At 73.8% G+C, this 26,658-nt stretch carries 10 protein-coding genes; all 10 read left to right on the top strand.

The genetic code is table 11. The features are described from left to right. The first annotated feature begins 8 nt into the window (after positions 1-8). The 10 genes from Q0Z83_RS31910 to Q0Z83_RS31865 are packed head-to-tail and all read left to right on the top strand — an operon-like array spanning position 9 to position 26,640. A complete protein-coding gene (locus Q0Z83_RS31910) occupies positions 9-218 on the top strand; it encodes an MbtH family protein (RefSeq protein ID WP_317786943.1) in 210 nt (69 codons plus the stop codon). Further along, positions 218-1,573: an MFS transporter gene (locus tag Q0Z83_RS31905; RefSeq protein ID WP_317786942.1), complete on the top strand. Its 1,356-nt coding sequence runs from the start codon at positions 218-220 to the stop codon at positions 1,571-1,573. Before Q0Z83_RS31910 ends, Q0Z83_RS31905 begins: the two co-directional genes overlap by 1 nt. After that, a complete protein-coding gene (locus tag Q0Z83_RS31900) occupies positions 1,570-5,910 on the top strand; it encodes a condensation domain-containing protein (RefSeq protein ID WP_317786941.1) in 4,341 nt (1,446 codons plus the stop codon). The genes Q0Z83_RS31905 and Q0Z83_RS31900 overlap by 4 nt, the downstream gene beginning before the upstream one ends. Further along, on the top strand, positions 5,907-8,918 hold the full coding sequence (locus Q0Z83_RS31895) for an amino acid adenylation domain-containing protein (protein ID WP_317786940.1): 3,012 nt from the start codon (positions 5,907-5,909) through the stop codon (positions 8,916-8,918). The genes Q0Z83_RS31900 and Q0Z83_RS31895 overlap by 4 nt, the downstream gene beginning before the upstream one ends. A gap of 22 nt (positions 8,919-8,940) precedes the next feature. Continuing rightward, positions 8,941-10,260: a condensation domain-containing protein gene (locus Q0Z83_RS31890; protein ID WP_317786939.1), complete on the top strand. Its 1,320-nt coding sequence runs from the start codon at positions 8,941-8,943 to the stop codon at positions 10,258-10,260. Then, positions 10,247-16,441 (top strand): non-ribosomal peptide synthetase, encoded by a 6,195-nt coding sequence (locus tag Q0Z83_RS31885; protein WP_317786938.1) that lies wholly within the window; start codon positions 10,247-10,249, stop codon positions 16,439-16,441. The genes Q0Z83_RS31890 and Q0Z83_RS31885 overlap by 14 nt, the downstream gene beginning before the upstream one ends. Positions 16,442-16,470: 29 nt before the next feature. Then, on the top strand, positions 16,471-18,279 hold the full coding sequence (locus Q0Z83_RS31880; RefSeq protein ID WP_317786937.1) for an acyltransferase domain-containing protein: 1,809 nt from the start codon (positions 16,471-16,473) through the stop codon (positions 18,277-18,279). 11 nt (positions 18,280-18,290) lie between these two features. Beyond that, positions 18,291-23,888 carry an SDR family oxidoreductase gene (locus Q0Z83_RS31875; protein ID WP_317786936.1) on the top strand — a complete coding sequence of 1,866 codons (5,598 nt, stop codon included), beginning with the start codon at positions 18,291-18,293 and terminating at the stop codon, positions 23,886-23,888. A gap of 17 nt (positions 23,889-23,905) precedes the next feature. Then, positions 23,906-25,264: an L-lysine 6-transaminase gene (gene lat / locus Q0Z83_RS31870; RefSeq protein WP_317786935.1), complete on the top strand. Its 1,359-nt coding sequence runs from the start codon at positions 23,906-23,908 to the stop codon at positions 25,262-25,264. Then, entirely contained in the window at positions 25,261-26,640 is a 1,380-nt protein-coding gene (locus Q0Z83_RS31865) for a class I SAM-dependent methyltransferase (RefSeq protein ID WP_317786934.1), read from the top strand. The genes lat and Q0Z83_RS31865 overlap by 4 nt, the downstream gene beginning before the upstream one ends. The last annotated feature ends 18 nt before the right edge of the window (positions 26,641-26,658 follow it).

The following is a 26,658-nucleotide window of genomic DNA, read 5'->3' as shown; positions in this document are numbered from 1 at the left end:
GAGAAGAGATGTTCGACGACCCCACCGCGACGTTCACCGTAGTCATCAACGAGGAGGAGCAGTACTCGATCTGGCCGACCGCGATCACCGTGCCCGGCGGCTGGCGGGAGATCGGCGTGACCGGCGCCAAGGACGACTGCCTGACCCGCATCGAGGAACTGTGGACGGATCTGCGCCCGCGCAGCCTCCGCGACCAGTTGGCGGCGGACGGCCACTGATGTTCCAGCCCCTACGCCTGCCGGCGTTTCGCCGGCTGTACACCGCCCAGGTGGTGGCCAACTTCGGTGACGGCCTCGACTACCTCGCGATCATCACGATCGTCGTGTTCCAGTGGCACCGCGGCCCGGCCGACGTCGGCCTGCTCGCCCTGGCCGGCGCGGCGCCCATGGTCCTCGGCGCACCGGCGATCGGCCTGGTCGCCGACCGCTTCCAGCCGCGCACCGTGATGTTCGGCGCCAATGTGGTGCGGGCGCTGGCCATCGCCGGGATCACCCTCACCACGAACTTCCCGCTGCTCTGCGTGCTCAGCGCCCTCGCCACCTTCTGCGGCGGAGTGTTCAACGCGGCCGAACAGCGGTTCATCCGCTACCGGGTCAGCGACGACATGCTGCTGCGCACCAACTCGCTGCGCAGCATCACCGAGCGGATGCTCACCGGACTGGCCGGCCCCGGCATCGCCGCCGTCATGATCGGGCTCTGGAACGCCCGGGTCACGCTGCTCATCTGCTCGGCGCTGTTCCTCGTGGCCGGCCTGCTGGTCTGGGTGATCGGCACGATCGAGCCGGACGACACCGGCGACGACCGGCCCGAGCCGTGGCGTAAGCGGATCAGCGCCGCCTGGTCGGTGGTGCGCGGCAACCCGCCGCTGCGCCTGACCGTGGCCGCGGTCGCGCTCGCCTACCTGTTCTCCACGATGTTCGAGATCATGGTCCCGGTCTGGTACCGGGAGATGGGCGCGGGTCCCGGCTTCACCGGCTCGGCGATGGTCTGCATGGGCGTCGGCGGCGGCCTCGGCGCGCTGCTGCTGTCCCGGATCGGCGACCGTTTCAACCTGCTGCTGGTGATGGCCGCCTCCGCCCTCACCATCGGCACTCTGGTCGGGGCCATGGGCTTCGCCGGCTACGCCGATCTCGGCTCGATCGTCGGCATCTGGCTCGTGGTCGCCGCCCTCATCGGCGTCGGCTCGGCCGCCGCGACGATCGCGTACGGAACACTGGTCCAGCGCCTCACCCCGGCCCACCTGATGGGCCGGGTCGGCGCGATGACCGGCGCGGCGATCACCGTGCCGGTCGTGATCGGGCCGGCCATCGCACCGATCCTGGCGCCGTCCCTCGGCATCAACGGGATCTTCCTGCTCTCCGGCAGCGGGATCCTCGTGGTCGGGCTGGTGCTTCTGGTACGCGGTCCGGCGTACCGGGACGCGGTCCTGCCGAAGAAGCAGCCCGGCCCGCCCGCCGAACCGGCAGCCGAGGCGGACGCCGCGTCGGCTCCGGCGGCCGGGCCCGTGCCGGCTTCCGGAACGCCGGCCGCGTCACTGGCCGAGCCGGTCGAGGCCCGGACGGTGGACAGGTGACCGCGCTCGTCTGGGACCTGCTGTCCGCCCAGGCCGCGGCCCGGCCGGACGCGGTGGCCGTCCGATCCGCCGGTCGCGACCTCAGCTACGCCGAGCTGGTGACCGGCGCCGAGCGCCTGGCCCGGACGCTCGGCGGCGTGACCGGGGTGCACATCGAACGGTCGACCGGATTCGTCGTGGCGCTGGTCGCCGCGATGCGGGCCGGCACCTATCTGCCGCTGGACCCGGCGCTGCCCGTGGCCCGCCGGGAGGAGCTGATCCGGCACGCCGGTGTGACCCGGGTCGTGACCGAAAGCGACGTCGACGCTGCGGGCGACCTCCCGGAGCCGCGGACGTCGCCGGTCCGGCCCGGCGCGGTGGCGTACGTGCTGCACACCTCGGGTTCGACGGGCGCACCGAAGGGCGTCACCGTGACCCACGAGGCGCTCGCGGCACACCTGCTGTCGTTCGGTGCCCGGATCGGGATCACCACCGCGGACCGGACCCTGCTGTTCGCCCAGCCGACCGCGGACGTGCACGTCGAGCAGGTGCTCGCGCCACTCGTGCACGGCGCGACGCTGGTCCTGCATCCGCCGGGCGTGCCGGACGTGCCCGCCGAGTTCCTGCGCTTCCTCGACGAGGAGCGGGTCACCGTGGCCAACGTGCCGGCCGGCTACTGGCGCCTCCTCGCCGGTGCCACCGACCCGGCGCCACCGCGTGACCTGCACACCCTCATCGTCGGCAGCGACGTGATGCCGGCCGACGCGGCCCGCCGCTGGCTGGACGGTCCACTCCGGAACGTCCGGCTGGTCAACGCCTACGGCCCGACCGAGACGGTGATCACCGCCAGCCTGTGCGAGGTCGGGGCCGCGGTGCTCGCCGGCGGACCGGCCTCGGTGCCGCTCGGCACGCCGCCCGCCGGCCGGTCACTGCACGTGCTCGGGCCCGACCTGCGGCCCGCCGAGTCCGGGGAGATCTACCTCGGCGGCATCCTGGCCCAGGGCTACCTGGACGACCCGCGGCGTACCGCGGCCGCGTTCGTGCCGAGCCCGTTCGAACCCGGCGCGCGCCTCTACCGAACCGGTGACCAGGCGCGACGGCTCGCCGACGGTTCGGTGGAGTTCCTCGGGCGGGTCGACCGGCAGGTGAAGATCCGCGGTTTCCGGGTCGAGCTCGGCGCGATCGAGGCCGCGGCGGTCCAGCACCCGGCCGTCACCGACTGTGTGGCGGTCACCGTCCGCGACACCACCGGCGAGCGCCGGATCACCCTGCTCACCGTTCCCACGGCCGCGGCTCCCGCCGCCGGGAACGGGGAGCCGCGCGGAGTAGACGGCTCCGGTGACCTGCTCGCCGCGCTGCGGGCGGTCCTGCCGCCGGCCGCTGTCCCGCACCGGGTTCTGCACGTCGAGGCGCTGCCGCTCACCCCGGCCGGCAAGATCGACCACGCCGCCTGTCAGGCCCTCGCGGCGGCCACCCCGGTCGTCGCTTCCGGCTCCGGCATCGCTGAGCCCTTCAGCACCACGGAGGTCTCCGGCGAAGCGGGTGTCTCGGAAGCCGACGGTGTCCCGGGCGGTGCGGGTGCCTCCGACGCGGCGGACGAACTCGAGGTGGCGCTCCTCGCCCAGTGGCGGGCCGCGCTGAACGTGCCGGTCGGCCCGGACGACGACTTCATCACCGCCGGTGGTGACTCGATGACCAGCCTCGCCCTGGCCTGCCAGGCGCCGCAGCTCGGTGTCACCATCCGGCCCCGGGACATCTTCGAGGCCGGTACGGTGCGCGCCCTGGCCCGGCGGATCCGCGCCGACCGGTCCGCTCCGGCGGGCGCCGCGGCGGACCCGGCCCCGACCCGGGCCGTCGTCTCGAACGGGCTGACCCCGGCTCTGCACTGGCTGATCGACCGGCTCGGCGAGGTGCCCGGACCCTGGGCCCAGTACGTGCTGATCGAACTGGCCGCCGACGTCGACGTGGACGCGCTGCGCAAGACGGTCGAGGCGCTGCCGCACCGGTACCCCGCGCTGCGCACCCCGATCCGCCGGGTCGCCGGGCAATGGCAGACCCTGCCCACGGCGGCCGCCCACGACTGCTGGGCGGTCGAGACGGTGCCCGTCCTGGACGAGCCGGCGGTGGCCCGGATCCGCGACGAGGTGACCGCCTGGCTCGACCCCGCCGCCGGTCGCCACCTGCGCGCCACCCTGCTGCTCGGCCCGGACGGTGACCGGCGGCTGCTGATCGTCGCCCACCACGCGGTCGTCGACGTGGTCAGCTGGCGGCTGCTGACCGGCGAACTGGACGCCTCCTACCACCTGGTCCGCAGCGGCTGGGGCGCCCCGGCCGTCGCACCCGCCCCGGCGGTCGCCGACTGGGTCCGCGACCTGCACACCGCCGTCGCGTCCGGCGCCTTCGACGCCGAACGCGACCACTGGGAGCGGATCGTCGCGGCCCTGCCCGGCGGCGAGCCGGATGAGGAGGCGCCCGAGGGTGGGCTGGAGGGCGATGCCCGTACCAGCACGGTGCAGGTGCGGCTGGACGGACCGGAACCGCCGGACGGGCGTCTCGCCGATGTCGTGCTGGCGGCCGCCTTGACCGCCTGGCAGCGCTGGACCGGCCGGAGCCGCTGCGTCGTCGAGATGGAGAGCCCCGGCCGCGATGCCGCCGCGGGTCCGGCCGGATACGACGTGGTCGGCTGGCTGACCGCGCTGTACCCGGTGCCGGTCGAGCTGGCCGGCGAACCGGAGAAGAACCTGGCCGCGGTCCGCGCGGCGGTGGACGCGGTGCCGGGTGACGGCAGCGGTTACGGAATCCTCCGCTACCTGCATCCGGACCGGACGGTACGGGACGCGCTGCGGCTGCCGTCGGCGCCGGACGTGTCGGCGAACTTCCGTGGCCGCACCACCGCCGAGCAGACCACCCTGATCGCCCCCGGTTCGGTCGTGCGGGCCGGCCCGGCCCGTGGCGCCGACCTGCGCCGGCCCTGCCCGGTGGTGATCGACGGCTGGGTCGACGGCGACACGCTCGTGGTGACCGTGGAACTCGACGGCTCCGCGGACGTGGCGGCGGTCGGGCACGAGCTGGAGACCGCCCTGCGTGCCCTGCTCACCCCGCACCCCCGGGAGCTGCCGCTCACGCCGGCGCAGGAGGGCATCCTGTTCCACGCCGTGCAGTCCTCGGTGGCCGACGCCTACGTGGGCCAGTTGGTCGTCGAACTGACCGGGCCGCTCGACCGGGACGCGTTCGCGGCCGCGTGGCGGGCCGCCGCACAGGCCACCCCACCGGCGCGTACGTCGTTCGCGTGGCGGCGCCAGCTGGTGCCGGCTCAGCGGATCGCCCCGAACGTGGACCTGCCGGTGCGGTACGCCGACTGGACCACCCGTACCGGCACGAGCGAGGGCCTGGCCGAGGAACTGGCGGCCGAGGAGCGGGCCACCCGGTTCGACCTGGAGACCGGCCCGCTGCTGCGGGTCGCCCTGGCCCGGATCGCCGACGGCCGGCACCTCACCGTGGTCACACACCACCACCTGGTCTTCGACGGCTGGTCGATGAACCTGCTGGTGGGAGACGTGCTCACGGCGTACGCCCAGGCCCGGGCCGGAAAGCCGCCGCGTCTGGCGCCCCGCCCGGCCGCCGCCGAACTGGTGGCCCGGGAACCGGGCCGTGAACCGGACGAGTTCTGGGCGCGTCATCTGGCCGGCGCCCGGCCGACCCGTCTGATCGACGGCCGGCGGCAACGCTCCGGCACACACCGGGAGACCACGGTCCGGCTGGCCGCCGCCGACTGGGCCGGGATCCGGCGGCACGCCCGGGACCGCCGTCTGGTGCCGGCCGCCCTGCTGCACCTCGCCTGGGCGACCACCCTGCGGGAGCGGCTGGGCCAGGACGACGTCACGTTCGGGACGGTGATGTCCGGCCGGGACGCCCGGATCCCCGGCATCGAGTCGGCCAGCGGGATGCTGATCAACACGCTGCCGTTGCGGGTCCGTTCGGAGTCGGCCGGCGACGTGGCGGCCGACCTGCTCGCGCTCCAGGAACGGCAGGGCGCGTCGCTCGTCGAGGTCCGCCGGTGGGCCGGCCTGGGACCGCGCGACGTGCTCTTCGACCACCTGCTCGACTTCGGGACCAGCCGGACCATGGTGTCCGCTCCCGAGGGTGGTGTGGCCGGGCTGGAACTGCGGCCGCTGCACGGATTCGAGCGCACCAACTACGGGATCACGATCACCGCCGTGGCCGACGCCGACCTGGAGCTGAGCGTCAACCACGACGACGGCCTGCTGACCGCGGCCGAGGCGGAAGACCTGCTCGCGCACCTCAGCCGGGTGATCCGCACGGTCGCCGGCGCGCCGCACGAAGGGGATGGGCTATGAAGCTGACCGATCTGATCGCCGGGCCCTCGGACGCGACGGCGGTCAGTCACGCCGGGCGGCGCCTGACCTACCGGGAGCTGCACGACGCGGCGGCCCGGGTCGCCACCGGGCTGGACCGCCTGTCGCTCGGGCCGGACACCCCGGTCGGGGTCTGCCTGGACGATCCGCTGACACTCGTCCCGGCGATCGTCGGGGTGCTGCGGGCCGGGCACCCGTACCTGCCGTTCGGCGCGGACTGGCCGGTGCAGCGGATCTCCGGCGCGGCCGAGCGGATCGGCGTGTCGGTGGTGCTGTCGGCCGGGTCGGCCGCGACGCGTCTGCGGGAGCACGGCGTCCCGGTCGTCGACGTGGACCGGCTCGGCCCGGCGGCGGACGTCGTACCCCGGGAGTCGGCGCTCGCCTACCTGATCCTCACCTCCGGGTCGACCGGCACCCCGAAGGCGGTCGCGGTCGAGCACACCGCCGCGGTGGCGTCCACGCTGGCCCGGCGTGACGTCTACCCGGGCCGGGTCGGTGGTTTCCTCTGGCACTCGCCGGCGGCGTTCGACAGTTCGGTGGCGGGCCTGTTCTGGACACTCGCCGACGGCGGCGCCCTGGTGGTGCCGGATGACGACGCCCGTACCGATCCGCGCCGGCTTCTCGAACTGATCCGCGCCGAGCGGGTCAGCCACATCCTGGCGCTGCCCCGGGTGTGGCGGAGTGTGCTCAGCCTCGCCGGTCCGGGCGACCTCGACCACCTGCGGGTCGTCACGGTCGCCGGGGAGGCGGTGCCGGCCGGTCTGGCCGCCGAACACGCCGCGCTGTGCGACGCTCCGATGTGGAACGAGTACGGTCCGGCCGAGGGTTCGGTGTGGGCCACGGTCCGCCGGATCGACCCGGCCGAGGACGGCGCCGACATCCCGATCGGTGTGGGCCGGCCCGGCCTGACGGTCACCGTCCGCCACGACGACCTGCGCCCGTGCGGGCCCGGGGAGACCGGCGAGATCTGGCTGTCCGGGCCCGGCCTGGCCCGCGGGTACGCCGCCGCGCCGCGCCTGACCGCCGAACGTTTCCTGCCCGACCCGTCCGGGACCGGGCGCGCCTACCGGACCGGTGACCTGGCCGAACTCCGGCCCGATGGGGAGCTGCTGTTCCGTGGCCGCCGTGACGACCAGGTGAAGGTCTCCGGGATCCGGGTGGAACCGGCCGAGGTCGAACGCGCCCTGCTGGACGTACCGGGCGTGCTCGAGGCCGCGGTCGTCGGCCAGAGCGCCGCCGGGAGCCGGACCGTTCTGGCCGCGTTCCTGGTGCTCAGCCCGGAGCAGACCGTCGCCGACGTGCGCGCGGCGGTCTCCGGTGTGCTTCCGGCGGCTCTCGTGCCGGCCCGGATCAGCGCCGTCGACGGCCTGCCCCGCAACACCAACGGCAAGGTCGACCGGCGGGCGCTGGCCGAGACGGAGACCCGGGAACCGGCCGCGCCGACCGCGGCCGAGACCCCCGATCCGGTACGCGACCGCATCCTGCTGACCTGGCGTGAGGTGCTGCGTGATCCGGCCGTGGACGCGGGCACCGACCTGTTCGCGGCCGGTGGCGACTCGATCACCGCGGTGATGATCTGCGGCCGGCTCGGCGAGGTGGGCCTGACCGTGACACCGCTGGACGTCTACGAGGCCCGTACCCCGGCCGCTCTGGCCACCCTGCTGGCCGGCCGCGCCCCCGCGGCCCCGGCCGTCGCCGCCGCGGCGGGCGCCCCCGCCCCCGAGGATGCCCGCCGCGGCGGCGACCCCCTGCCACTCACCCCGATCCAGCGCTGGTTCGCCGACACCCAGCCGGTCGCCCGCGACCACTGGAACCTGTCGGTCGGTGCGACGGTGACCGCCGCCGACCCGTCCGCGGTCCGCCGCGCCCTGATCGAGGTCCTGGAACGCCACCCGATCCTGACCGCCCGGTTCGCCGACGGCCCGGAACCGGCCGGCGCCGGCTGGACGATGACCCCGGGCGCCGGCGGCGTGCCGGTGGCCATGGAGTTCGTCGCCGACCTGGACGACGGGGAGACCGGCGAGCTGATCGCCGAATGGCAGCGCAGCCTGTCGCTGACCGACGGGCCGCCGGTCCGACTGGTCTGGTTCGAGGCCGACGACCCGACCCGGGCCCGGTTCGTGCTGATCTGCCACCACACGGTCTTCGACGCGGTGTCGTTGCGGGTGGTGCTCGACGAGCTGGCCGCCGTGCTCGGCGGGCACCGGCTGGGCGCCCCGGCGTCGTGGCGGGACTGGGCGGCGCACCACACCGCGGAGATCGCCGGTGGGGCGTACGACGGTGAACTGCCGTTCTGGATCGCCACCGCCCGGGTCGCCGGGGGTTCGCTGGACGGCCTGCAACCGGGTTGTGAGGGCGACGCCCAGCGGATCGACCGTCGGGTCACCGGGCCCGGTGTGGCGGCGTTCGCCCGGGCCATCGCCCGCAGCCCCGAGCTCGCCGACCGGCTGCTGCTGTCGGCGGTGTCGCGGGCCTTCCGGGACGTCTTCCCGAGGCTGGCGGCGCTCGGTGTCGACGTCGAACGGCACGGCCGTCCGGCCGGTGCTCCCGGTGCGGGCGCGCTGGGCTGGTTCACCAGCTTCCACCCGATCGCGGTGGGCCTTCCGGAGGCGGCCGATGCGGCCGGCGCGGCCGGTGCGGTGCGCGAGGCCCTCGACAGCGTTCCGGGTACGGGACTCGGCTACCTGGCCCTGGCCTACGGACGCCCCGACCTCCCCGGCTGTGCGGAGCTGCGCAAACTGCCGGCCCCACTGCTGCGCTTCAACTACCTCGGACGGCTCGACCGTGGGCTGTCCGCCGGCGGCGCGGTCCTCGACGTGGACCTCGACCTGCCCGAGCAGCGCGACCCGACGGCCGTGCGGCGCAACGTGTTCGAGCTCGACTGCGTGCTGATCGACGACGAGTTGATCTTCCGGTGGGCGGCGTCGGACGAGGTACCCACAGCCACCCTGCGGCGCCTGATCGATGCGGCCGCCGACCATCTGACCTGACCGGTCCAGCGAGGAAGCACACATGTCTGACGAATCGCACGGCACGATGCCGTTGACGCCGGAGCAGCGGGCCATCCTGTTCGAGTCACTGAACGACGGGATGTCGATCTACGCCCTCCAGGTCCGCTGCCTGGTGCAGCCGTTCCAGCCGGGCGCCTTCCAGGAGGCGTGGGCCCGCACGGTGGCCCGCCACGAGATGCTCCGCGCCCGCTTCCGGTGGACCGGGCAGCCGGCGCCCACACAGGAGTTCCCGGCCGGGGCGCCGGCGCCGGTGCCGATGGTGTCGGTGCGCGGCGGTGCCCCGGACCGGCTGCGCACCGTCGCGACCCGTCTGTTCGACGAGCAGTTCGAACGGGAGATCGACCTGGAACGGGACCGGGCCGTGACGCCGTACGCGGTGCACGACGGCGAGTCCGCGTACGTCTGCTGGACCTCGCACCACATCGTGATGGACGGCGTCTCCAGCCGGATCATGCTGCGCGATCTGACCGAGGAGTACGACCGTCTGCTGGCCGGTGAACCGGACGTGGTCAGCGCCCCGGCCGGATCGTTCTTGGCCTACGTGCGCTGGCGGCAGGCGAACCCGCCCGCCGCGGCGCCCGCCGAGACGATGCCCGACCGGACCGGTCGTCTGGTCGGCGCGCTCGGCGGCACCCGGGCGCCGGGCCAGCAGCGCCGCATCATCCGGCCGTTCGCCGCCGACCTGATGGACCGGGTCCGGGCCGCCGCGCGCCGGTCCGGGGTCACGGTCGCCACCCTGGTGCATGGCGCGTGGGCGCTGACCGTCGCCGGCCGTACCGGTGAGGACCCGGTCCGGTTCGGGGTGGTCGGCTACGGCCGCCCGCACCAGGTGGCCGGCTCGGCCGACACCATCGGCAACTTCGTCGCCACCACCCCGCTGCTGCTGCCGGTGACACCGGAGGCGCCGCTGGACCGCTGGCTCGGCGACGTGCAGGCCGGGCTGGCCCGCGCCTGGACCGCCGAACAGCGCCGCGCCCTGGACGCCGACTCGATCCTGGTCGTCTCGCACTTCCCGCCGATCGAACAGTTCACCGGCTCCCGTACCGGCTGCCGGATCGAATTCCTCGACGTCGTCGACCACGCGCCGCACCCGATCGTGGCCGCCGCCATGATCGGCGACCCGGCGCTGCTGCTGCTCCACGTCAACGGTGTCCGCCTGCCCGCGGGACGGGCCGAGAGCCTCGCCGACGACTTCCTGCGCTGCCTCGGCGCGCTGGCCGAGGTGGATCCGGCGGATGCCGACGTCGCCACCGTGTGCCGCGCCGCCGGCTCGCACCCCGCCCCGACCCTGGAAGGACTGGCAACGAATGCGACAGCGTGAACTCTCCCCGGTCGAGGCGGCGCTCTGGACCGAGTGCCAGTCGGCCGCCGGTGCCGAGGCGTACACCATCCCCTATGTGCTGCGGCTGCGCGGCGCCGTCGACGTGCAGGCACTGCGCGCGGCCCTGCGCCTGGTGGTGGCCCGGCATGAGACCCTGCGCACCGGGTACGGCTGGCACGACGGCCGCCCGGTCGCGACCGTCCACGACGACGTGGACGTGCCGTTCACCGTGGTCGACCTGACCGGCGCCGACCACCCGGACGGCGAACTGGACGAGCGGATCCGGGCGGCGAGTTCCGGCGGCTTCGACTTCGCCCACCCGCCACTGCTGCGGGCCACCCTGCTGCTCGTCGACGACGGTGCGGTGTTCTGCCTGTACGTGCACCACCTGATCACCGACGGCCGGTCCCGTGAGGTGCTCTTCGCCGACCTGCTGACCGCCTACGGCACCGGCGCCGCCCCGGCCGGCGAACCCGGCACCGGATACACCGAATGGAGTGCCGGACAACTGCGGGCGCTGGCCGACGGCGACCTCGACGAGCACCGCGACGTGTGGCGCCGCCGGCTGGCCGTCGCCCAGACCGCCCCCGACCGCCTCGTCACCGGTGCCGGCTCGCGCACCTACCAGGGCTCCCGGGTGACCCGGGAGCTGACCGGCGACGATCTCGCCAAGGTCCGCCGCCTCGCCGCCACCCGGCGGACCACGGTCGGCGCGGTGCTCGCGGCCGCCTGGTCGGTCGCGCTCGCCGGTTTCGGCGACGGCCGTAACGCCGGTTTCGCGATGGCGTCGGCGAACCGCCCGGTCCGCCACATCGACGTGGTCGGCTCGTTCGCGGCCGTGGTGCCGGTGGCCGTCGAGATCGACCCGGAGGCCGAGTTCGGTGCCGTGCTCGCCGAGGTGACCGGCACGCTGCGCGACGCGATGAGCCGTCCCGCGCTGCCCGTGCACCTGCTCGCCGACGCCGGCCGGCCGCGCCGCGGCTTCGACACCATGTTCGTGCACACCGTCGTCCCCGACGAGATCCGCCTGCCCGGTCTCACCATCACACCGATGGCCGGTGGCGGCCAGACCGCGAAGTGTGCCCTGCTGCTCAGCGTCACCGAGGCGCCGGAGCGGATCGAGCTGCTCGTCGAGTACGCCACCGACCGGGTCACCGGGCAGACCGCGGAGAGCCTGATCGGGACCGTCCACGCGGTGCTCACCGGAGCGACCGCACAGACCCGGGTGGTCGACCTGGCGCCCCGGCCCGCCGAGTCCTGGTCGCGGGGTGCGGCGGTCGGCGTCGTCGGTGTGCTGCCGGCCATCCGCGACCGCGTCGGGCACACACCGGACGAGACGGCCGTCGTGGCCGGGGACGTCCGCCTGTCGTACGCCGAACTGTGGCGCCGCTCCGGTGTGGTGGCCGCCCGGCTGGCCGCCGAGGGGGTGCGGCGTGGCTCGTTCGTCGGTGTCTCGTTGGACCGGTCCGCGGATCTGGTGCCGGTGTTGTTGGGGATCATGCGGGCCGGTGCGGCTTATGTGCCGCTGCCGCCCTGGTATCCGGCCGACCGGTTGGCGTTCATGGTCGCCGACGCCGGTGTCGAGGTGGTGGTCGGTTCGTTCGACGGTGACGTCACCGTGCTGCCCGCCGACACCCCGCGGGAATCCGGCGCCGGAACGTTCGACGACGTCCCGCTGTCACTCGGCGACCCGGCGTACGTGATCTACACGTCCGGTTCGACGGGCCGACCCAAGGGCGTCGTCGTCACCCACGCCAACCTGGGCTGGCTGCTGGAGTCCACCCGGCCCGCGGTCGGCACCCGCCCCGGCGACGTCTGGTCGGTGTTCCACTCGTACGCCTTCGACTTCTCCGTCTTCGAGATCTGGTGCGCGCTCGCGTCGGGTGGCACGGCGGTCGTGGTCGACGGCGACACGGTCCGTTCGCCGCGGGCGTTCGGGCGGCTGCTCGCCGACGAGGGCGTCACCGTGCTGTCCCAGACCCCGTCGGCGTTCAAACAGCTCGTCGGCGAGCTGCCGGCGGACTCCCGGGTCCGGGTGGTGGTGTTCGGCGGCGAACGCCTGGACCTCGCCGCGGTCCGCGGATGGCGCGAGGACCCGGTCGTGGCCGGTCTGTCGCTCGTCAACATGTACGGCATCACCGAGACGACGGTGCACGTCACGGAACACGAGGTGGGCGCGGGCGAGCCGACCGGATCGCCGGTGGGCTTCGGGCTGCCCGGTACGGACGTCCGGGTGCTCGACGCGTACCTGCGGCCGGTGCCGGCCGGGGTGGTCGGCGAGATCTACGTCGGCGGCCAGGGGGTGGCGCTCGGCTACTGGGGACGCCCCGACCTGACCGCCCAGCGGTTCGTCCCCGACCCGTTCGCATCGGTTCCGGGCGCCCGCATGTACCGCAGCGGCGACCTGGCCCGGGTGCACGCCGACGGCGGTCTGGAGTACGTGGGCCGGGCCGACTTCCAGGTCAAGGTCCGTGGCCACCGGATCGAGCTCGGCGAGATCGAGCACGCCATCGCCGCGTACCCGGGGGTCCGCTCCGGTGTGGTGTCGGCGTTGCGCCAGTCGGACGACTCGGTGCGCCTGGTCGCCCACGTGGTCCCGGCCGACGGCGTGGAACTGTCGGTGGGGCCGCTGCGCGAGTTCCTGGCCGCCGGGCTGGCCGACTACATGATCCCGGCCGTGTTCGTGTTCCTCCCGGAGCTGCCGCTCACCGTCAACGGCAAGGTCGACCGGACCGCGCTGCCCGCGCCGGACGACGAACGGCCCGAGCTGTCCACCGCGTACACCGCCCCGTCGAACGATCTGGAACGGTCCCTGGCCGAGGTGTGGGCGCAGGTGCTGCGGGTGCAGCGGGTCGGTGTCCACGACAACTTCTTCGAACTCGGCGGCGACAGCATCCTCGCCGTCCAGATCATCGGCGAACTGTCCCGGTTCGGGCTGACCGTCACCCTCGACGCGCTGTTCCGTACACCGACGATCGCCGCCCTCGCCGAGACGCTCACCGCAGCGGTCCCGCCGGGCGCCCTGCCCGCGCCGTTCGAGCTGCTCACCGACCAGGAACGGGCCATGGTCCCGCCGGACGTCGAGGACGCCTACCCGATGACGGCCACCCAGCTCGGCATGTACCTCCAGAACCGGCTGCACGCCAACAGCCGGATCTACCACAACCTGAACAGCCTGGACGTCACCGGCCGGGTCGACCCGGACGCCTTCACCGCGGCGGTCGAGGCGGCCGTCCAGCGGATCCCCGCGCTGCGGACCGGATTCGCCGTCGACGGGCTGTTGCGGCCGCTGCAGCTCGTCTACCGGACCGCGCCGGCCGACGTGACCTGCGTCGACCTGCTCGGGCTGACCGAGGCCGAGCAGGAGACCGCGATCGAGAAGGTGATCGCCGCCGAACTCGACGACGCGTTCGAACCCGGCCGGCCGCCGCAGATCCGGTTCCGGCTGCTGCGCCGCGCCGCCGACCGGTTCCAGTTGCTCGTCGTGGAGAGCCACCTGATCGTCGACGGCTGGAGCTTCACGTCGCTGCTGGCCGAGATCTTCGAGGACCACTGGTCGGTGGTGGACACCGGTGCACCGCTCGACCGGCCGCCGCTGCGCAGCTCGTTCGCCGAGTTCGTCAAGCTGGAACAGGCCGCCATCACGTCGGCCGAGTCGCGGGCCTTCTGGGCCCGGCAGGTCGCCGACGCGCCGCCGACCCGGATCGCCGACCTGGCCGAGCGCGACGGGGAACTCACCATCGCCCGCCGGTCGGTGGACATTCCGGCCGAGGTCGAACAGGGCCTGCGTGACCTGGCCGGGCGGCTGGGCGTACCGCTGAAATCGGTTCTGATGGCCGCGCATCTGCGCGTCCTGGCCGGGCTGCTCGGCTCCCGCGAGGTGGTCAGCGGCATGGTGACGCACGGCCGGCCGGAAGGACCGGACGGTGACCGGATCAAGGGCCTGTTCCTCAACACCGTGCCGTTCCGTCTGGCGCTGGGCGACGGCTCGTGGAGCGACATCGTGCGCCACGCCCACCGGGCCGAGGTGGACCTGCTCCCACACCGCCGCTACCCGCTCGGCCGGATCCTGCGTGACCTGCACCGGTCCGAGCTGTTCGACGCGTCCTTCCACTTCGTCACGTTCCACGAGCTGAAGCGGGTCTTCCACGACGGCTCCCCGTGGGACATCCGCCCGGACACCCGGTCCTCGGAGAACACCCACTTCCGGCTGATGGCGGCGTTCTCCGTGCACCCGCCGGCCGATCGCCTGGCCCTCGTCCTGGTGCACGACCAGGTCACCCTCGGCCGGCACATCGACATGCTGGCCGACGCGTACGCCCGGGCGCTGGCCACCCTGGCCACCGACGCGGACCGCCCGCACGCGTCGTTCTCGCTGCTCGACCGGGCCGAGTCGTGGTCGGCCGGCGACCGGGTGGAGGTCACCGACGTGGTGTCGGCGGTCCGCGACTCGGTCCACCGGGCGCCGGACGGCATCGCGGTCGTCGCCGGTGCGGACCGGATCTCGTACGCCGAACTGTGGCGCCGCTCCGGCGTGGTGGCCGCCCGGCTGGCCGCCGAGGGGGTGCGGCGTGGCTCGTTCGTCGGTGTCTCGTTGGACCGGTCCGCGGATCTGGTGCCGGTGTTGCTGGGGATCATGCGGGCCGGTGCGGCGTACGTGCCGCTGCCGCCCTGGTATCCGGCCGACCGGTTGGCGTTCATGGTCGCCGACGCCGGTGTCGAGGTGGTGGTCGGCTCGTTCGACGGCGACGCCACCGTGCTGCCCGCCGACACGCTCCGGGACGCCGAGGCGCCGCCGTTCACCGAACTCACGGTCACTCCCGACGACGCCGCCTACATGATCTACACGTCCGGCTCGACCGGCCGCCCGAAGGGTGTGCTCGTCACCCACGGCAACGTCGGCTGGTTGCTCTCGGCGACCCGGCCGGTGGTCCGCCCGACTCCCGACGACGTGTTCTCGGTCTTCCACTCGTACGCCTTCGACGTCTCGGTCTACGAGATCTGGGCCGCTCTCGGAGCCGGCGCCACCGCGGTCGTCGTCGACAACGACACCGCCCGCTCGCCGCGGGCGTTCGGCCGGCTGCTCGCCGACGAGGGCGTCACCGTGCTGTCCCAGACCCCGTCGGCGTTCAAACAGCTGGTCGGCGAGATTCCGGGCGATGCGAAGGTACGGGTGGTGGTCTTCGGCGGCGAGCGCCTCGACTTCGCGGCGGTACGGTCGTGGCGCGCCGATCCGGTCGTGGCCGGTCTGTCGCTGATCAACCTGTACGGCATCACCGAGACGACGGTGCACGTCACCGCGCACGAGGTCGGCGCCGACGAGCCGGTGGAGTCGCCGGTCGGCTACGGCATGGCCGGCACCGACGTGTGGGTGCTCGACGCGTTCCTGCGGCCCACCCCGGTCGGTGTCGTCGGCGAGATCTACGTCGGCGGTCAGGGCGTGACCCTCGGCTACTGGGGGCGCCCCGACCTGACCGCCCAGCGGTTCGTCCCCGACCCGTTCGCGCCGGAGCCGGGCGCCCGCATGTACCGCAGCGGCGACCTGGCCCGGGTCCGTCCGGACGGCGGCCTGGAGTACGTGGGCCGGGCCGACTTCCAGGTCAAGGTCCGCGGCCACCGGATCGAGCTCGGCGAGATCGAGCACGCCATCGCCGCGTACCCCGGCGTCCGGTCCTGTGTGGTCGTCGCCCAGCGCCAGGCCGACAACTCGGTGCGCCTGATCGCCTACGTGGTGCCCGCCGACGGTGCCGAGCCGGCCGTCGGCCCGCTGCGCGACTTCCTGGCGGTCGGGCTGGCCGACTACATGATCCCGGCCGCGTTCGTGTTCCTCCCGGAGCTGCCGCTCACCGTCAACGGCAAGGTCGACCGGGCCGCGCTGCCCGCGCCGGACGACGAACGGCCCGAGCTGTCGACCCTGTTCGAGGCGCCTTCGAACGATCTGGAACGGTCCCTGGCCGAGGTGTGGGCGGACGTGCTGCGGGTGCAGCGGGTCGGTGTCCACGACAACTTCTTCGAACTCGGCGGCGACAGCATCCTCGCCGTCCAGATCGCGGCCGAGATCCAGATGCGGACCGGCCGGCCCGTCGAACTCGTCGACATCTACCAGGCCCCGTCCGTCCGTGAACTGGCCGAGCACCTGGCCGCCGTCGACGAGTACGCCGCCGCCGAAGTCCAAGCCTGACCCGACCCCAATCCTGGGAGTGACCGACCGTGTCCCCTTACGTCTTCCTCTTTCCCGGCCAGGGCGCGTACCTCGACGGCGCCCTCGGCACCCTGCGGCACGAACGGCCGGAGACCGCCGAGATCTTCACCGCGATCGACACCGCCCTCGCCGCCCACGGCGTGCCCACCGTCGGCGACCGGCTGCTGCGCCCGGACGCGCCGACCCTCGCCGAACTGCTCGACGGCGATCCGCACCTGCTGCAACTCGCCCTCTACGGCACCAACCTGGTGATCCACCGGATCCTCACCGACGCCGGGATCGGCGCCGGCGTCCTGGTCGGCCACAGCCTCGGCGAGATCTCGGCGCTGGTCGCGGCGGGCGCCTTCAGCGTCGGCGACGGCGCGGTCATCGTCGCCGAACGGACCGCGGCACTCCGGCCGCTCGACGGCCTCGGCGCGATGACCTCCCTTTCCACCCATGCGGTACGGGCGACCGCTCTCGTCACCGCGCTGGACCGGCCCGGCCTCGCCGTGGCCGTCGACAACGGCCCGGATCAGGTGGCGGTCTCGGGCCCGCTGGGTGACCTGACCCGCCTGGAGGGGCTCGCCCAGTCGGTCGGGATCGTCACGACTCGGCTGCGGTCGCCCTACCCGTTCCACAACCCGCTGCTCGCCGACGCCGCCGCCGACTTCCACCAGCGGATCCGGCACGTCCGTCAGCAGCCGCTGCGTGCCCGGGTGCACTCGCCGATCCTCGGCCGCGCCTACCACGATCTGGACGACCTGCCCGCCCTGCTGGCCCGGCATCTCACCTCGCCGGTCGGTTTCCGGGAGGCGATCCGGCTCCTGCACGGAACCGGCTTCCGGACCTTCGTCGAGGTCGGCGCCCGGCACGCGCTGACCGGCCTGACCCGGACCATCGTCCCGGGCGTCGTCACCGTCACCTGCCTGGACGGCCGCGACCCGATCGCGACGGCCTTGCGAGCCCTCCGCGGAGAAACCACCCCGCCCGCTTCCGCCGCGCCCGCGCCTGCTGTGCCCGCGCCTGCTGTGCCCGCGCCTGCACCTGCACCTGCTGTGCCCGCGCCTGCTCTTGTGCCCGCGTCGGCCGTCGCGTCCACCGCCGCCCCCATGTCGGTTCCGGGCGCGCTCAACCGGGAGCAGTTGATCACCGATCTGCGGGGGTTCTATGCCGAGGCGCTGGAGTATCCGGTGGACGTGTTGACCGCGGACGCCGAGCTGGAAGCGGATCTCGGTGTGGATTCGCTGAAGCAGACCGAGCTGCTGACCCGGCTGGGGGAGCGTTACGGCTTCGGCTCGTTGCCCGACGACTTCCGGATCACCGAGTTGAACACCCTCAGCCGGATCGCGAGCCTCGTCATCCGAATGTCCGGCACCAAGCCGGCGGCCCCGGCCGATCCCTCCGTCTCGCCCATTTCCGCGCTTTCGTCGGCCACACCCGTTTCGTCGGTTCTGGCAGCCGCCCCCGTTTCGCCGGTTCCAGAGTCCGCCCCCGTTTCGCCGGTTCCAGAGCCCGCCCCCGTTTCGCCGGTTTCAGCGGCCGCGCCCGTCCCGCCGCCGCTCGGTCGGGAGCAGGGGCTCGACCGGGAGCAGTTGATCACCGATCTGCGGGGGTTCTATGCGGCGGCGCTGGAGTATCCGGTGGACGTGCTGACCGCGGACGCCGAGCTGGAAGCGGATCTCGGTGTGGATTCGCTGAAGCAGACCGAGCTGCTGACCCGGTTGGGGGAGCGTTACGGCTTCGGCTCGTTGCCCGACGACTTCCGGATCACCGAGCTCAACACCCTCAGCCGGATCGCCGACCTGGTCCGCCGCATGCGGTCCGCGACGGTGTGAGAGGACCGGAAATGATCAGCTTCACGGGGAAGACCGTACTCATCACCGGCGGTGTCCGCGGCCTCGGCCTGGAGATCGCCCGCACGTTCGCCGACGCGGGCGCGAGCCTGGTGCTCAACTACTTCCACTCCCGGGACGCGGCCCGCGCGGTCGAGGCCGAGTTCGCCGCCCGGGGTGTCGACGTGCATCTGGTCCGTGGCTCGGTGGCCCGCGACGAGCAGGTCGGCCGGATGTTCGAGGAGATCCGGGACCGGGTCGGGCACCTGGACGTCCTGGTCAACAATGCCGCCTCGGGAGCCCTGCTGCCGCCGTCGGAACTGTCCGAACAGCACTGGAACCGGGCCTGGGACACCAACGTCCGTGGTTCCTGGCGGTGTGCCGAGGCGGCCCGGCCGCTGCTGGCCGCGCGGGGTGGCGGAACGATCGTCAACCTGTCGTCGTTCGGCGCCGGGCACGTCATCGGCAACTACGTCACGGTCGGCACCTCGAAGGCCGCGGTCGAATCGCTGACCCGCTACCTGGCCGCCGAGTACGCGACCGACAACATCCGGGTCAACACCGCGTCCGGTGGGCTGGTCCAGGGTTCGGTCGCCGAACTGTTCCCGGACGCCGCCGAGCTGCGCCGGGTGATGTCCGAGGCGACACCGTTCGGCCGCCTGGCCACCGAACGCGAACTGGCCAACATCGTGCTGTTCCTGGCCTCCGACCTGTCGTCCTGGGTGACCGGCCAGACCCTGCTGGCCGACGGCGGCCTGACCCTGGCCGGCGCGATCATGACCCCACCCGCGTTCCGCCCGGCGCCACCCACCCGTCCGACCCCGCCGACCCCGTCCGCGCCGGAGAAGGCGGCGGCGGAGAAGGCGGAGAGCGCGGCGCCGGAGAAGGCGGCGGAGAAGGCGGAGAGCGCGGCGCCGGAGACGGCGGCGGCGGAGAGTGCGGCGCCGGGGGAGCCCGCGGATGAGGCGGAGCCCGACGACGCCATCGTGGTCGTCGGTATGGGGCTGGTCTGTCCCGGCGCCGACAGTCCGGCCGAGTTCCTGCGGTTGCGGGCCGGCGCCGACGACGTGCTCAGCGAGCCCGGCGACCGGTGGGACCACTCGATCTTCCATTCGCCGGATCCGGGGGCGCAGGACCGTACCCGATCGCGCCGTGCCGGTTTCGTCACGAACGCCGAGGAGGCGAGCGGCGGCGCCGAATACACCACGGTGTGGCTGCGGAGGGCCATCGAGCAGGCGCTCACCGGGGTCACCCGGCCGGCCGGCGGGCACGTCGCCTACCTGGGCTACACCGCGGACGGCAGCCAGCACCTGGAGGAGGCCCTGGCCGCCGGGGGCGCGGCCGCCGGGCTCGTCGCCCGGCTGCGGGCGGTCGGTCACGACGACCGGGCGGCGAAGGTGGAACGGGTGGTCGCCGAGGCGCTGCGCCGCGCCGGGGACACCCCCGCCACCCGCCTTCCGCACGCGGTGATGCGGGCCGCCGTCGACGGGCTGCTCCCGGACGGGACACCGGTCACCGCGGTCGACACCGCGTGCTCGTCGTCGCTGTACGCGGTCGACCTCGGCATCAAGGCCCTGCGGACCGGCGCGGCGACCGTGGCGATCTGCGGCGGCGCCCACGCGATGGGCCCGCGGAACCCGGTGATGTTCGGAAAACTCGGCGGTCTGTCCGAATCGGATCGAATCCGGCCGTTCGACAGCCACGGCGACGGGGTGCTCTTCGCCGACGGGGCGGCGGTCGTGGTGCTCAAGACGCTGCGTCAGGCCCGCGCCGACGGCGACGAGATCCACGGGGTGATCCTCGGCGTGGGCACCTCGTCGGACGGACGGGGCAAGGCGATCCACGCCCCGAACGCCGACGGGCAGCGCCTCGCCGTGCGCCGCGCCTACCGGGCCGCCGGTGTCGAGCCGGAGCAGGTGGACTGGGTGGCCGCGCACGCCACCGGCACCCGGGCCGGCGACAGCACCGAGTTCTCCGCGCTGAAGGATCTCTTCGGTGGCCCGGACGGCTGCCTCGTCACCTCCAACAAGGCGCAGATCGGTCACACCGGCTGGGCGGCCGGTGTGGTGTCGCTGATCGAGGTGCTGCTCTCGCTGCGGGCCGAGACGATCGCCCCGCAGCAGGGATTCGTCGCCAGCGGACCGGCCGTCGCCGCCGAGGGCAGCTCGCTGACCATCCCGAAGATCGGCACACCGTGGCCGCGTACCGCCGACCGGCCACGGCTCGCCGGTGTCTCCGGTTTCGGGTTCGGCGGCACCAACGCCCACGTCGTCGTGGCCGACCGCCCCCTACCGGCCGGTCCCGCCGCCGACCCCGAGCCGCGGCCCGACGACCCGGTCGTGGTGGTCGGCTGGTCCACCCACCTGCCCGGCGAGGTCGCCGACGACGACGTCACCGCCTGGCTGACCGGCCGGGGCGCCGCACCCGCGCGGACGTTCGGCGACGACTACCCGGCGCCCCCGGTGCGCCGTTTCCGGCTCCCGCCGCCGATCATGCGCTCGTCGGACCGGGCCCAGCTGATGGCTCTGGAATGTGTCGACAAGCTGATCCGCTCGCCGCTCGGCGACACGTTCGACGACTACCGCGACACCACCGGCGTGTTCGTCGGCCAGCTCGGGCCCACCCGGCACGGTGCCCTGTCGGCGTCCCGCTGCTACCTGACCCTGGTCGAGCAGGCGGTCCGCGCCGATCCGGAACTCGCCGCCGACGAGGTGGTCACCGCCGCGCTCGACGTGTTCACCGGCGGGGTGCGGCGGCTGTTCCCGCCGATCGGCCCGGACACCCTGCCCGGCCTGATGACCAACATCGTCCCGGCCCGGGTGGCGAACTACTTCGACTTCCACGGCGTCAACATGGCCGTCGACACCGGGCTCGGCTCCAGCCTGGAAGCGATCCGGGTGGCGAGCAAGTACCTGCACGCGCCCGCCGGCGAGACACCGCTCGACCTGGCGGTGGTCTGCGGGGTCAACGGCAACTCGACCGACGAGCTGGCGTACGTCCTGGGCGGCACCGTCGACCGGCCGCTCGCCGAGGGCGCGTTCACCGTGGTCCTGACCCGCCGGTCGACCGCCGAGCAGAACGGCCTGACGATCCTCGGCACCCTCCGCGACGCCCCGGCCACGGGGGCCGGGGCGGTGCGGCTGGTCGCCGACGGCAGCGGCCCGGAACCCACCTATCTGGGCGGCGACGCCGCGCGTCTGCTGGTGCAAGCCCTGGTCAGCCCGGCGGCCGAGGTCGAGATCGGGTGCGTCGACCCGATCACCGGCACCGAGGACCGGCTGACCCTGCAGAAGACGCCGGTGCAGGAGGCGGCACCGGCCGCCGAGCGGTTCGTGGTGACCACCCGTTCACTGCCGCCGCTCGAACCGGTGGCCGCCGGACCGAACACTCTGGTGCTCACCGACGGTGACCTGACCGACGTGGCGGTGCCGGCGGACGTCACGTCGATCCTGGTGGTGTCGGACGTGCTGGCGGGCCGTGGTCGGCTCGACGGATCCGAGGCGGCTCTGGCCGTACACGACGGGGTCTTCAAGGTCTTGAGCGGTTGCCCTTCGGGGGTGACCTCGGTCGGTGTGGTCCTGCTCGGCGCGGTGGACACGACCGCGCATCCGGCGCTCGGGCTGTTCGACGGCCTGTTGAAGAGCCTGCAGACCGAGCGGCCGGGAATCCGGACGGTGACGGTGGCCCATGACGGCACCGACCCGGCGGCCGGGCTTGCCGCGCTCCGTGCGGAACTGGCCGCCGAGTCCGGCCCGCCGCTGGTGATCAGGCGCGGCCGGGCCCGGGAGGCACCGGTGGCCACCGCCCGCCCGGCCCGCCCCGACCTGCCGCCGATCACCGCCACGCTCGGCGAACGACCGGTCGTGCTGGCGACCGGCGGCGCCCGTGGCCTGACCGCGGAGATCGCCCTCGCGCTGGCCGAACGGGCCGGTGCACGGTTGTGGCTGCTGGGCACCGTGCCGCTCGACGGCCGCCCGGAGTGGGTGACCGGCGGCAGCGACGAGGAGTTCGCCCGGCACCGCGCGGACTATCTGCGGACGCTGCCCGACGGCGGCACGTTCGCGCAGGCCAAGCGGGAGACCGACCGGATGGCTCACGCCCGCGAGGTGCACCGCAACCTGGCCCGGATGGCCGCCCACGTCGGCGCCGACAACGTCACCTACGTGGTCTGCGACGTCACCGACGGCGAGTCCGTCGACGCCGCGGTGCGCCGGGTGCTGGCCCGCGACGGGCGGGTCGACCTGGTGATCCACGGTGCGGGGGTGAACCATTCGGCCGCGCTCGGCCGCAAGACCCTGGACCAGTTCCACCGGGTCCGCGACGTGAAGGTCCGCGGTTATCTGAACCTGAAGCGGGCCCTCGCGGCCACCCCGCCGAGGGTGTGGTGCAACTTCGGCTCGGTGGTGGGCTTCGCCGGCGGGCCCGGCGAGGCCGACTACGCCTCGGCCAACGCGTTCCTGGCGACCGCGGCCCGGGCCGTCGGCGACACCCGGGAGATCACCGTCGAGTGGCCGCTCTGGCGTGAGGTCGGCTTCGCCGCCAACAGCCTGACCAAGAGCTTCCTCAGCCGTACGGGCGGCGTCGACGGCATCGACACGGCGGCCGGAGTCGGCTACTTCCTGTCCGAGGTCGCCGATCCGGGGCAGAGCGGCTCGGTGGTCTACCTCCAGGCCGAGCACCGGGACGCCATCCTCGGCAGCCGCCCGGCGTTGCTCGGCTCGCCCGCTTCGGCCCTGCTCGTCGGCGGGTTCCGGCCGGACGGCGACGGCCGGTGGACCGGCACGCTGGAGCTGACCGCCGACGACCACGAGTTCCTGCGGCAGCACCTGGTCCGTGACCTGCCGACCGTGCCGGGCGCGTTCCTGCTGGAGGCGGCGGCCGAGGCGGCGTGCGCGGTCAGCCCGGGCCGTCCGGTGACCGCCGTGTCCGATGTGCGGTTCCTGGCGCCGGTACGCCGCCAGCCCGGCCGCCCGAACGTCTACCGGGTCGCCGTCGAGACCTCCGGTCCCGGCACCGCGTTCGCGGTCACGGTGACCGGTGACGTGCACGCCCCGGACGGCACGCTGCTCCGCCCGGACCGGCTCTACTGCCAGGCCGTCGTGCACCTGGGCACACCCGGCACGGCGCCCGCCGACGGCCCGGTCATCGGCGCGCCGGCCGGTCCGCCGATCCCCGACCCGTACCTGTGCGACAACGAGTACCTGCGCCTCGCGGGCCTCTTCGCCACGAACACCGACGGCCGGCTCCACGAGTACGGCTGCCGGGCCACCTTCCAGCTACCAGAGGGGCCGCGGCCGCCCCGGTTCGACGACTTCCGTCTACCGGCGATGTTGTTGGACGGCCTGTTCCGGGTGACGGTGTTACCACACGTCCGGGACGGGCGAGCGCCGCTCGTGGCGCCGACCGCGATCGACCGGATCGACTTCTACGACAGCCGCAACGACCTCCGGCTCGCCGCCGGACTGCCGGCGATCACCCTCACCTCGGACACCGCGGGCCGGCATGCCGTCGCGACGTCGCCCGACGGCCGGGTCCTGGTCCGGGTGCGCGGCCTGACCGGTGCGGTTCTCGGCGAGGTCGGCACGACGCCGGCTCTCGCCGCCAGGGCCTGACAACTAAGGGGAATGACATGACTGTGGACCTCCTATCAGCCGACCTCACGCCGGAGACCGTCGACGTCCTCCGGCGCCACGTCACCGGCGACTTCTACGACCTGGTGATCAGCCGTCGGCATAGCTCCGGCTCGTGGATCGTCGACGACCGGACCGGCCGCCGCTACCTCGACATGGTGGGCTTCTACGCGAGCTCGGCCATCGGGCACAACCATCCACGCCTGACCGAGGACGCCGGGTTCCTGGCCGAGCTCCAGTCGCTCGCCGGGTTCAAGCCGTCCAATCCGGACTTCCCGACCGACGTGCAGGCCCGGTTCACCCAGACGCTGCTGCGGGTGCTCGGTGACCCGGAGCTGCCGTACCTGCTCTACATCGACGGCGGCGCGCTCGCCGTCGAGAACGCGCTGAAGGTCGCCTTCGACTGGAAGACCAGGCACAACGGTCGTCGCGGAGTGGCCGTCGCCGGCTGGCGGGTGCTGCACCTGGAGCGGGCCTTCCACGGCCGCTCCGGCTACACCCTGTCGCTGACGAACACCGACCCGGCCAAGACGGCGCTGTATCCGGCGTTCGACTGGCCGCGCATCCCCAGCCCCGCGGTCAACGACACGGCCCTCTGGGCCGACCCGGAGCTGACCGTCGACGAGCGGGCCGCGATCACCGCGGCCGAGGCGGCGTTCCGGCGGCATCCGGACGAGATCGCCTGTTTCATCGCCGAGCCGATCCAGTGCGAGGGCGGCGACCGGCACCTGCGCCCGGCGTTCCTGCTGGCCATGCAGGAGCTCTGCCACCGGCACGACGCGCTGTTCGTGCTGGACGAGGTGCAGACCGGCTGCGGCGTCACCGGCGTCCCGTGGCTGCACCAGGAGCTCGGGCTCGCCCCCGACCTGGTCGCCTTCGGCAAGAAGACGCAGGTGTGCGGGGTGATGGGCGGCCGCCGGGTGCTCGACGAGCCGCTCAACGCGATGCGTACGCCGAGCCGGCTGAGCTCCACCTTCGGCGGCAACCTGATCGACATGCTGCGGGCCACCCGCATCCTGGAGGTGATCGAGGAGGACCGGCTGATGGACGCCGCCGCCACCAGCGGCGCCCACCTGCTGGGTCGGCTGCGGGAGGTGGCCGCCGACTTCAAGGGCACCGTCGACGACCCGCGCGGGCGGGGCCTGCTCTGCGCGGTCGACCTGGTGGACGGCGCGCTGCGGGACCGGGTCGTGGAGATCGCGCGGGAGAAGTACGACACGCTGTTCGTCGGGGCCGGGGAACGTACCCTCCGGTTCCGCCCGGCGCTGACGGTGACCGTGGCCGAGCTGGACGAGGCCGTCGACCGGATGACGACGGCGCTCAGCGACGCGCTCACCGAGCGCGGGACCACCCCGTGACCCTGGTCGACGACCGGGTCGCCGCCCTTCTGGCAGACCATCCGCGGGTACGGGACGCGCGTGTCGAGGCCGGGCCGGGCGGCGCCCGGACGGCCGTACTGACCAGCCGTCCGGTACCCGCGGCGGGCCCCGACCGGGTGTCCGGCCTGCAATCGATGTACGAGTCGCTGTACAGCCGCACCGACGCGCCCGAGGACCCGGCGTTCGACGTGCTCGGCTGGACGAGCAGCTACGACGGCGAGCCGATGGCGGCGGACGCGATGCGGGAGTGGGTGGACCAGACGGTCGCGCGGATCCTGGCTCGACGGCCGGCCCGGGTGCTGGAGCTGGGCTGCGGCACGGGCCTGCTGATGGCCCGGATCGCGCCGCACTGCGACAGGTACTGGGCGACCGACTTCTCGGTGTCGGCGTTGCGGCGGGCCCGCCGGGCGGTCACCGACGTCGCGGTGGCCCGCCGGATCCGGCTGCTGCACCGCCGCGCCGAGGACTTCTCCGGGCTGCCGTCCGATGTCGACGGTGTGGTGCTCAACTCGGTCGTCCAGTACTTCCCCGACCTGGACTATCTGCGGGAGGTGCTGGCCGGTGCGGTCGCCGCCACCCGGCCCGGCGGGACGGTGTTCGTCGGCGACGTGCGTTCCCTGCCACTGCTCGGGGTGTTCCACGCGTCGGTCGTTGCCGCAACCGGCCGTGACCTCGAGCCGGCGGCGCGCGCGGCGGCCGTACGCAGGCGGGTGGCGATCGACCAGGAGCTGGTCGTCGCCCCCGCCTGGTTCACCGCCCTGCCCGGGACGTTGCCGGGGGTCGCGGCGGTCGAGATCCGGCCCAAGGTCGCGACCTGCCGCAACGAGCTGACCATGTTCCGGTACGACGTGGTCGTGCACGTGGGGGAGCGGCCGGATCCGGTCGTCGTGCCCTGGACCGACGGGCGGGCGCTGACCGATCCGGCCGCTCTGCGCGCCACGCTGGAACACGACAGCCCCGCGGTTCTGGCGGTGTCGGCGATCCCGAACGCGCTGGTGGCGCCGGCTCTGGCCGACTGGGAGGCGATCCGCCGGGGCACTCCGACCGTGCCCTGGCACGAGGGTTCGGCCCCGGCCGACGCGACCGCGCACCGGCTCACCGGTCTGGCCGCCGGCCTGCCCTACCGGCTGCGGCTGGGCCTGACGGCGGGCCGTGCGGACGGGGCGCTGGACGCGGTGTGGGTTCGTGCCGGCGGCCCGGCACCGGAGGCGATCGTCATGCCGGCGGCGGTCGATCCGGGCCCGCCGGCCAACCGCGGCGGCGCCGGTCTGCCGTCCCACGACGAGCTGGCCGCGTTCCTGCGCCCGTGGTTACCGGCGGATCTGCTGCCCCGGAGCTTCGTCTGGACCGCCTGAGCACCACCCGCAGCGGCC

Origin of the sequence: Actinoplanes sichuanensis, assembly GCF_033097365.1 — a bacterium.
Taxonomy (GTDB): domain Bacteria; phylum Actinomycetota; class Actinomycetes; order Mycobacteriales; family Micromonosporaceae; genus Actinoplanes; species Actinoplanes sichuanensis.
This window is presented reverse-complemented; position numbering and strand designations above follow the sequence as displayed.

What these genes read in the sequence shown, in the direction of transcription:
- Q0Z83_RS31910 (WP_317786943.1), top strand. Translation starts at nt 9, where the DNA reads ATGTTCGACGACCCCACCGCGACGTTCACCGTAGTCATCAACGAGGAG.
- Q0Z83_RS31905 (WP_317786942.1), top strand. Translation starts at nt 218, where the DNA reads ATGTTCCAGCCCCTACGCCTGCCGGCGTTTCGCCGGCTGTACACCGCC.
- Q0Z83_RS31895 (WP_317786940.1), top strand. Translation starts at nt 5,907, where the DNA reads ATGAAGCTGACCGATCTGATCGCCGGGCCCTCGGACGCGACGGCGGTC.
- Q0Z83_RS31890 (WP_317786939.1), top strand. Translation starts at nt 8,941, where the DNA reads ATGTCTGACGAATCGCACGGCACGATGCCGTTGACGCCGGAGCAGCGG.
- Q0Z83_RS31885 (WP_317786938.1), top strand. Translation starts at nt 10,247, where the DNA reads ATGCGACAGCGTGAACTCTCCCCGGTCGAGGCGGCGCTCTGGACCGAG.
- Q0Z83_RS31875 (WP_317786936.1), top strand. Translation starts at nt 18,291, where the DNA reads ATGATCAGCTTCACGGGGAAGACCGTACTCATCACCGGCGGTGTCCGC.
- lat (WP_317786935.1), top strand. Translation starts at nt 23,906, where the DNA reads ATGACTGTGGACCTCCTATCAGCCGACCTCACGCCGGAGACCGTCGAC.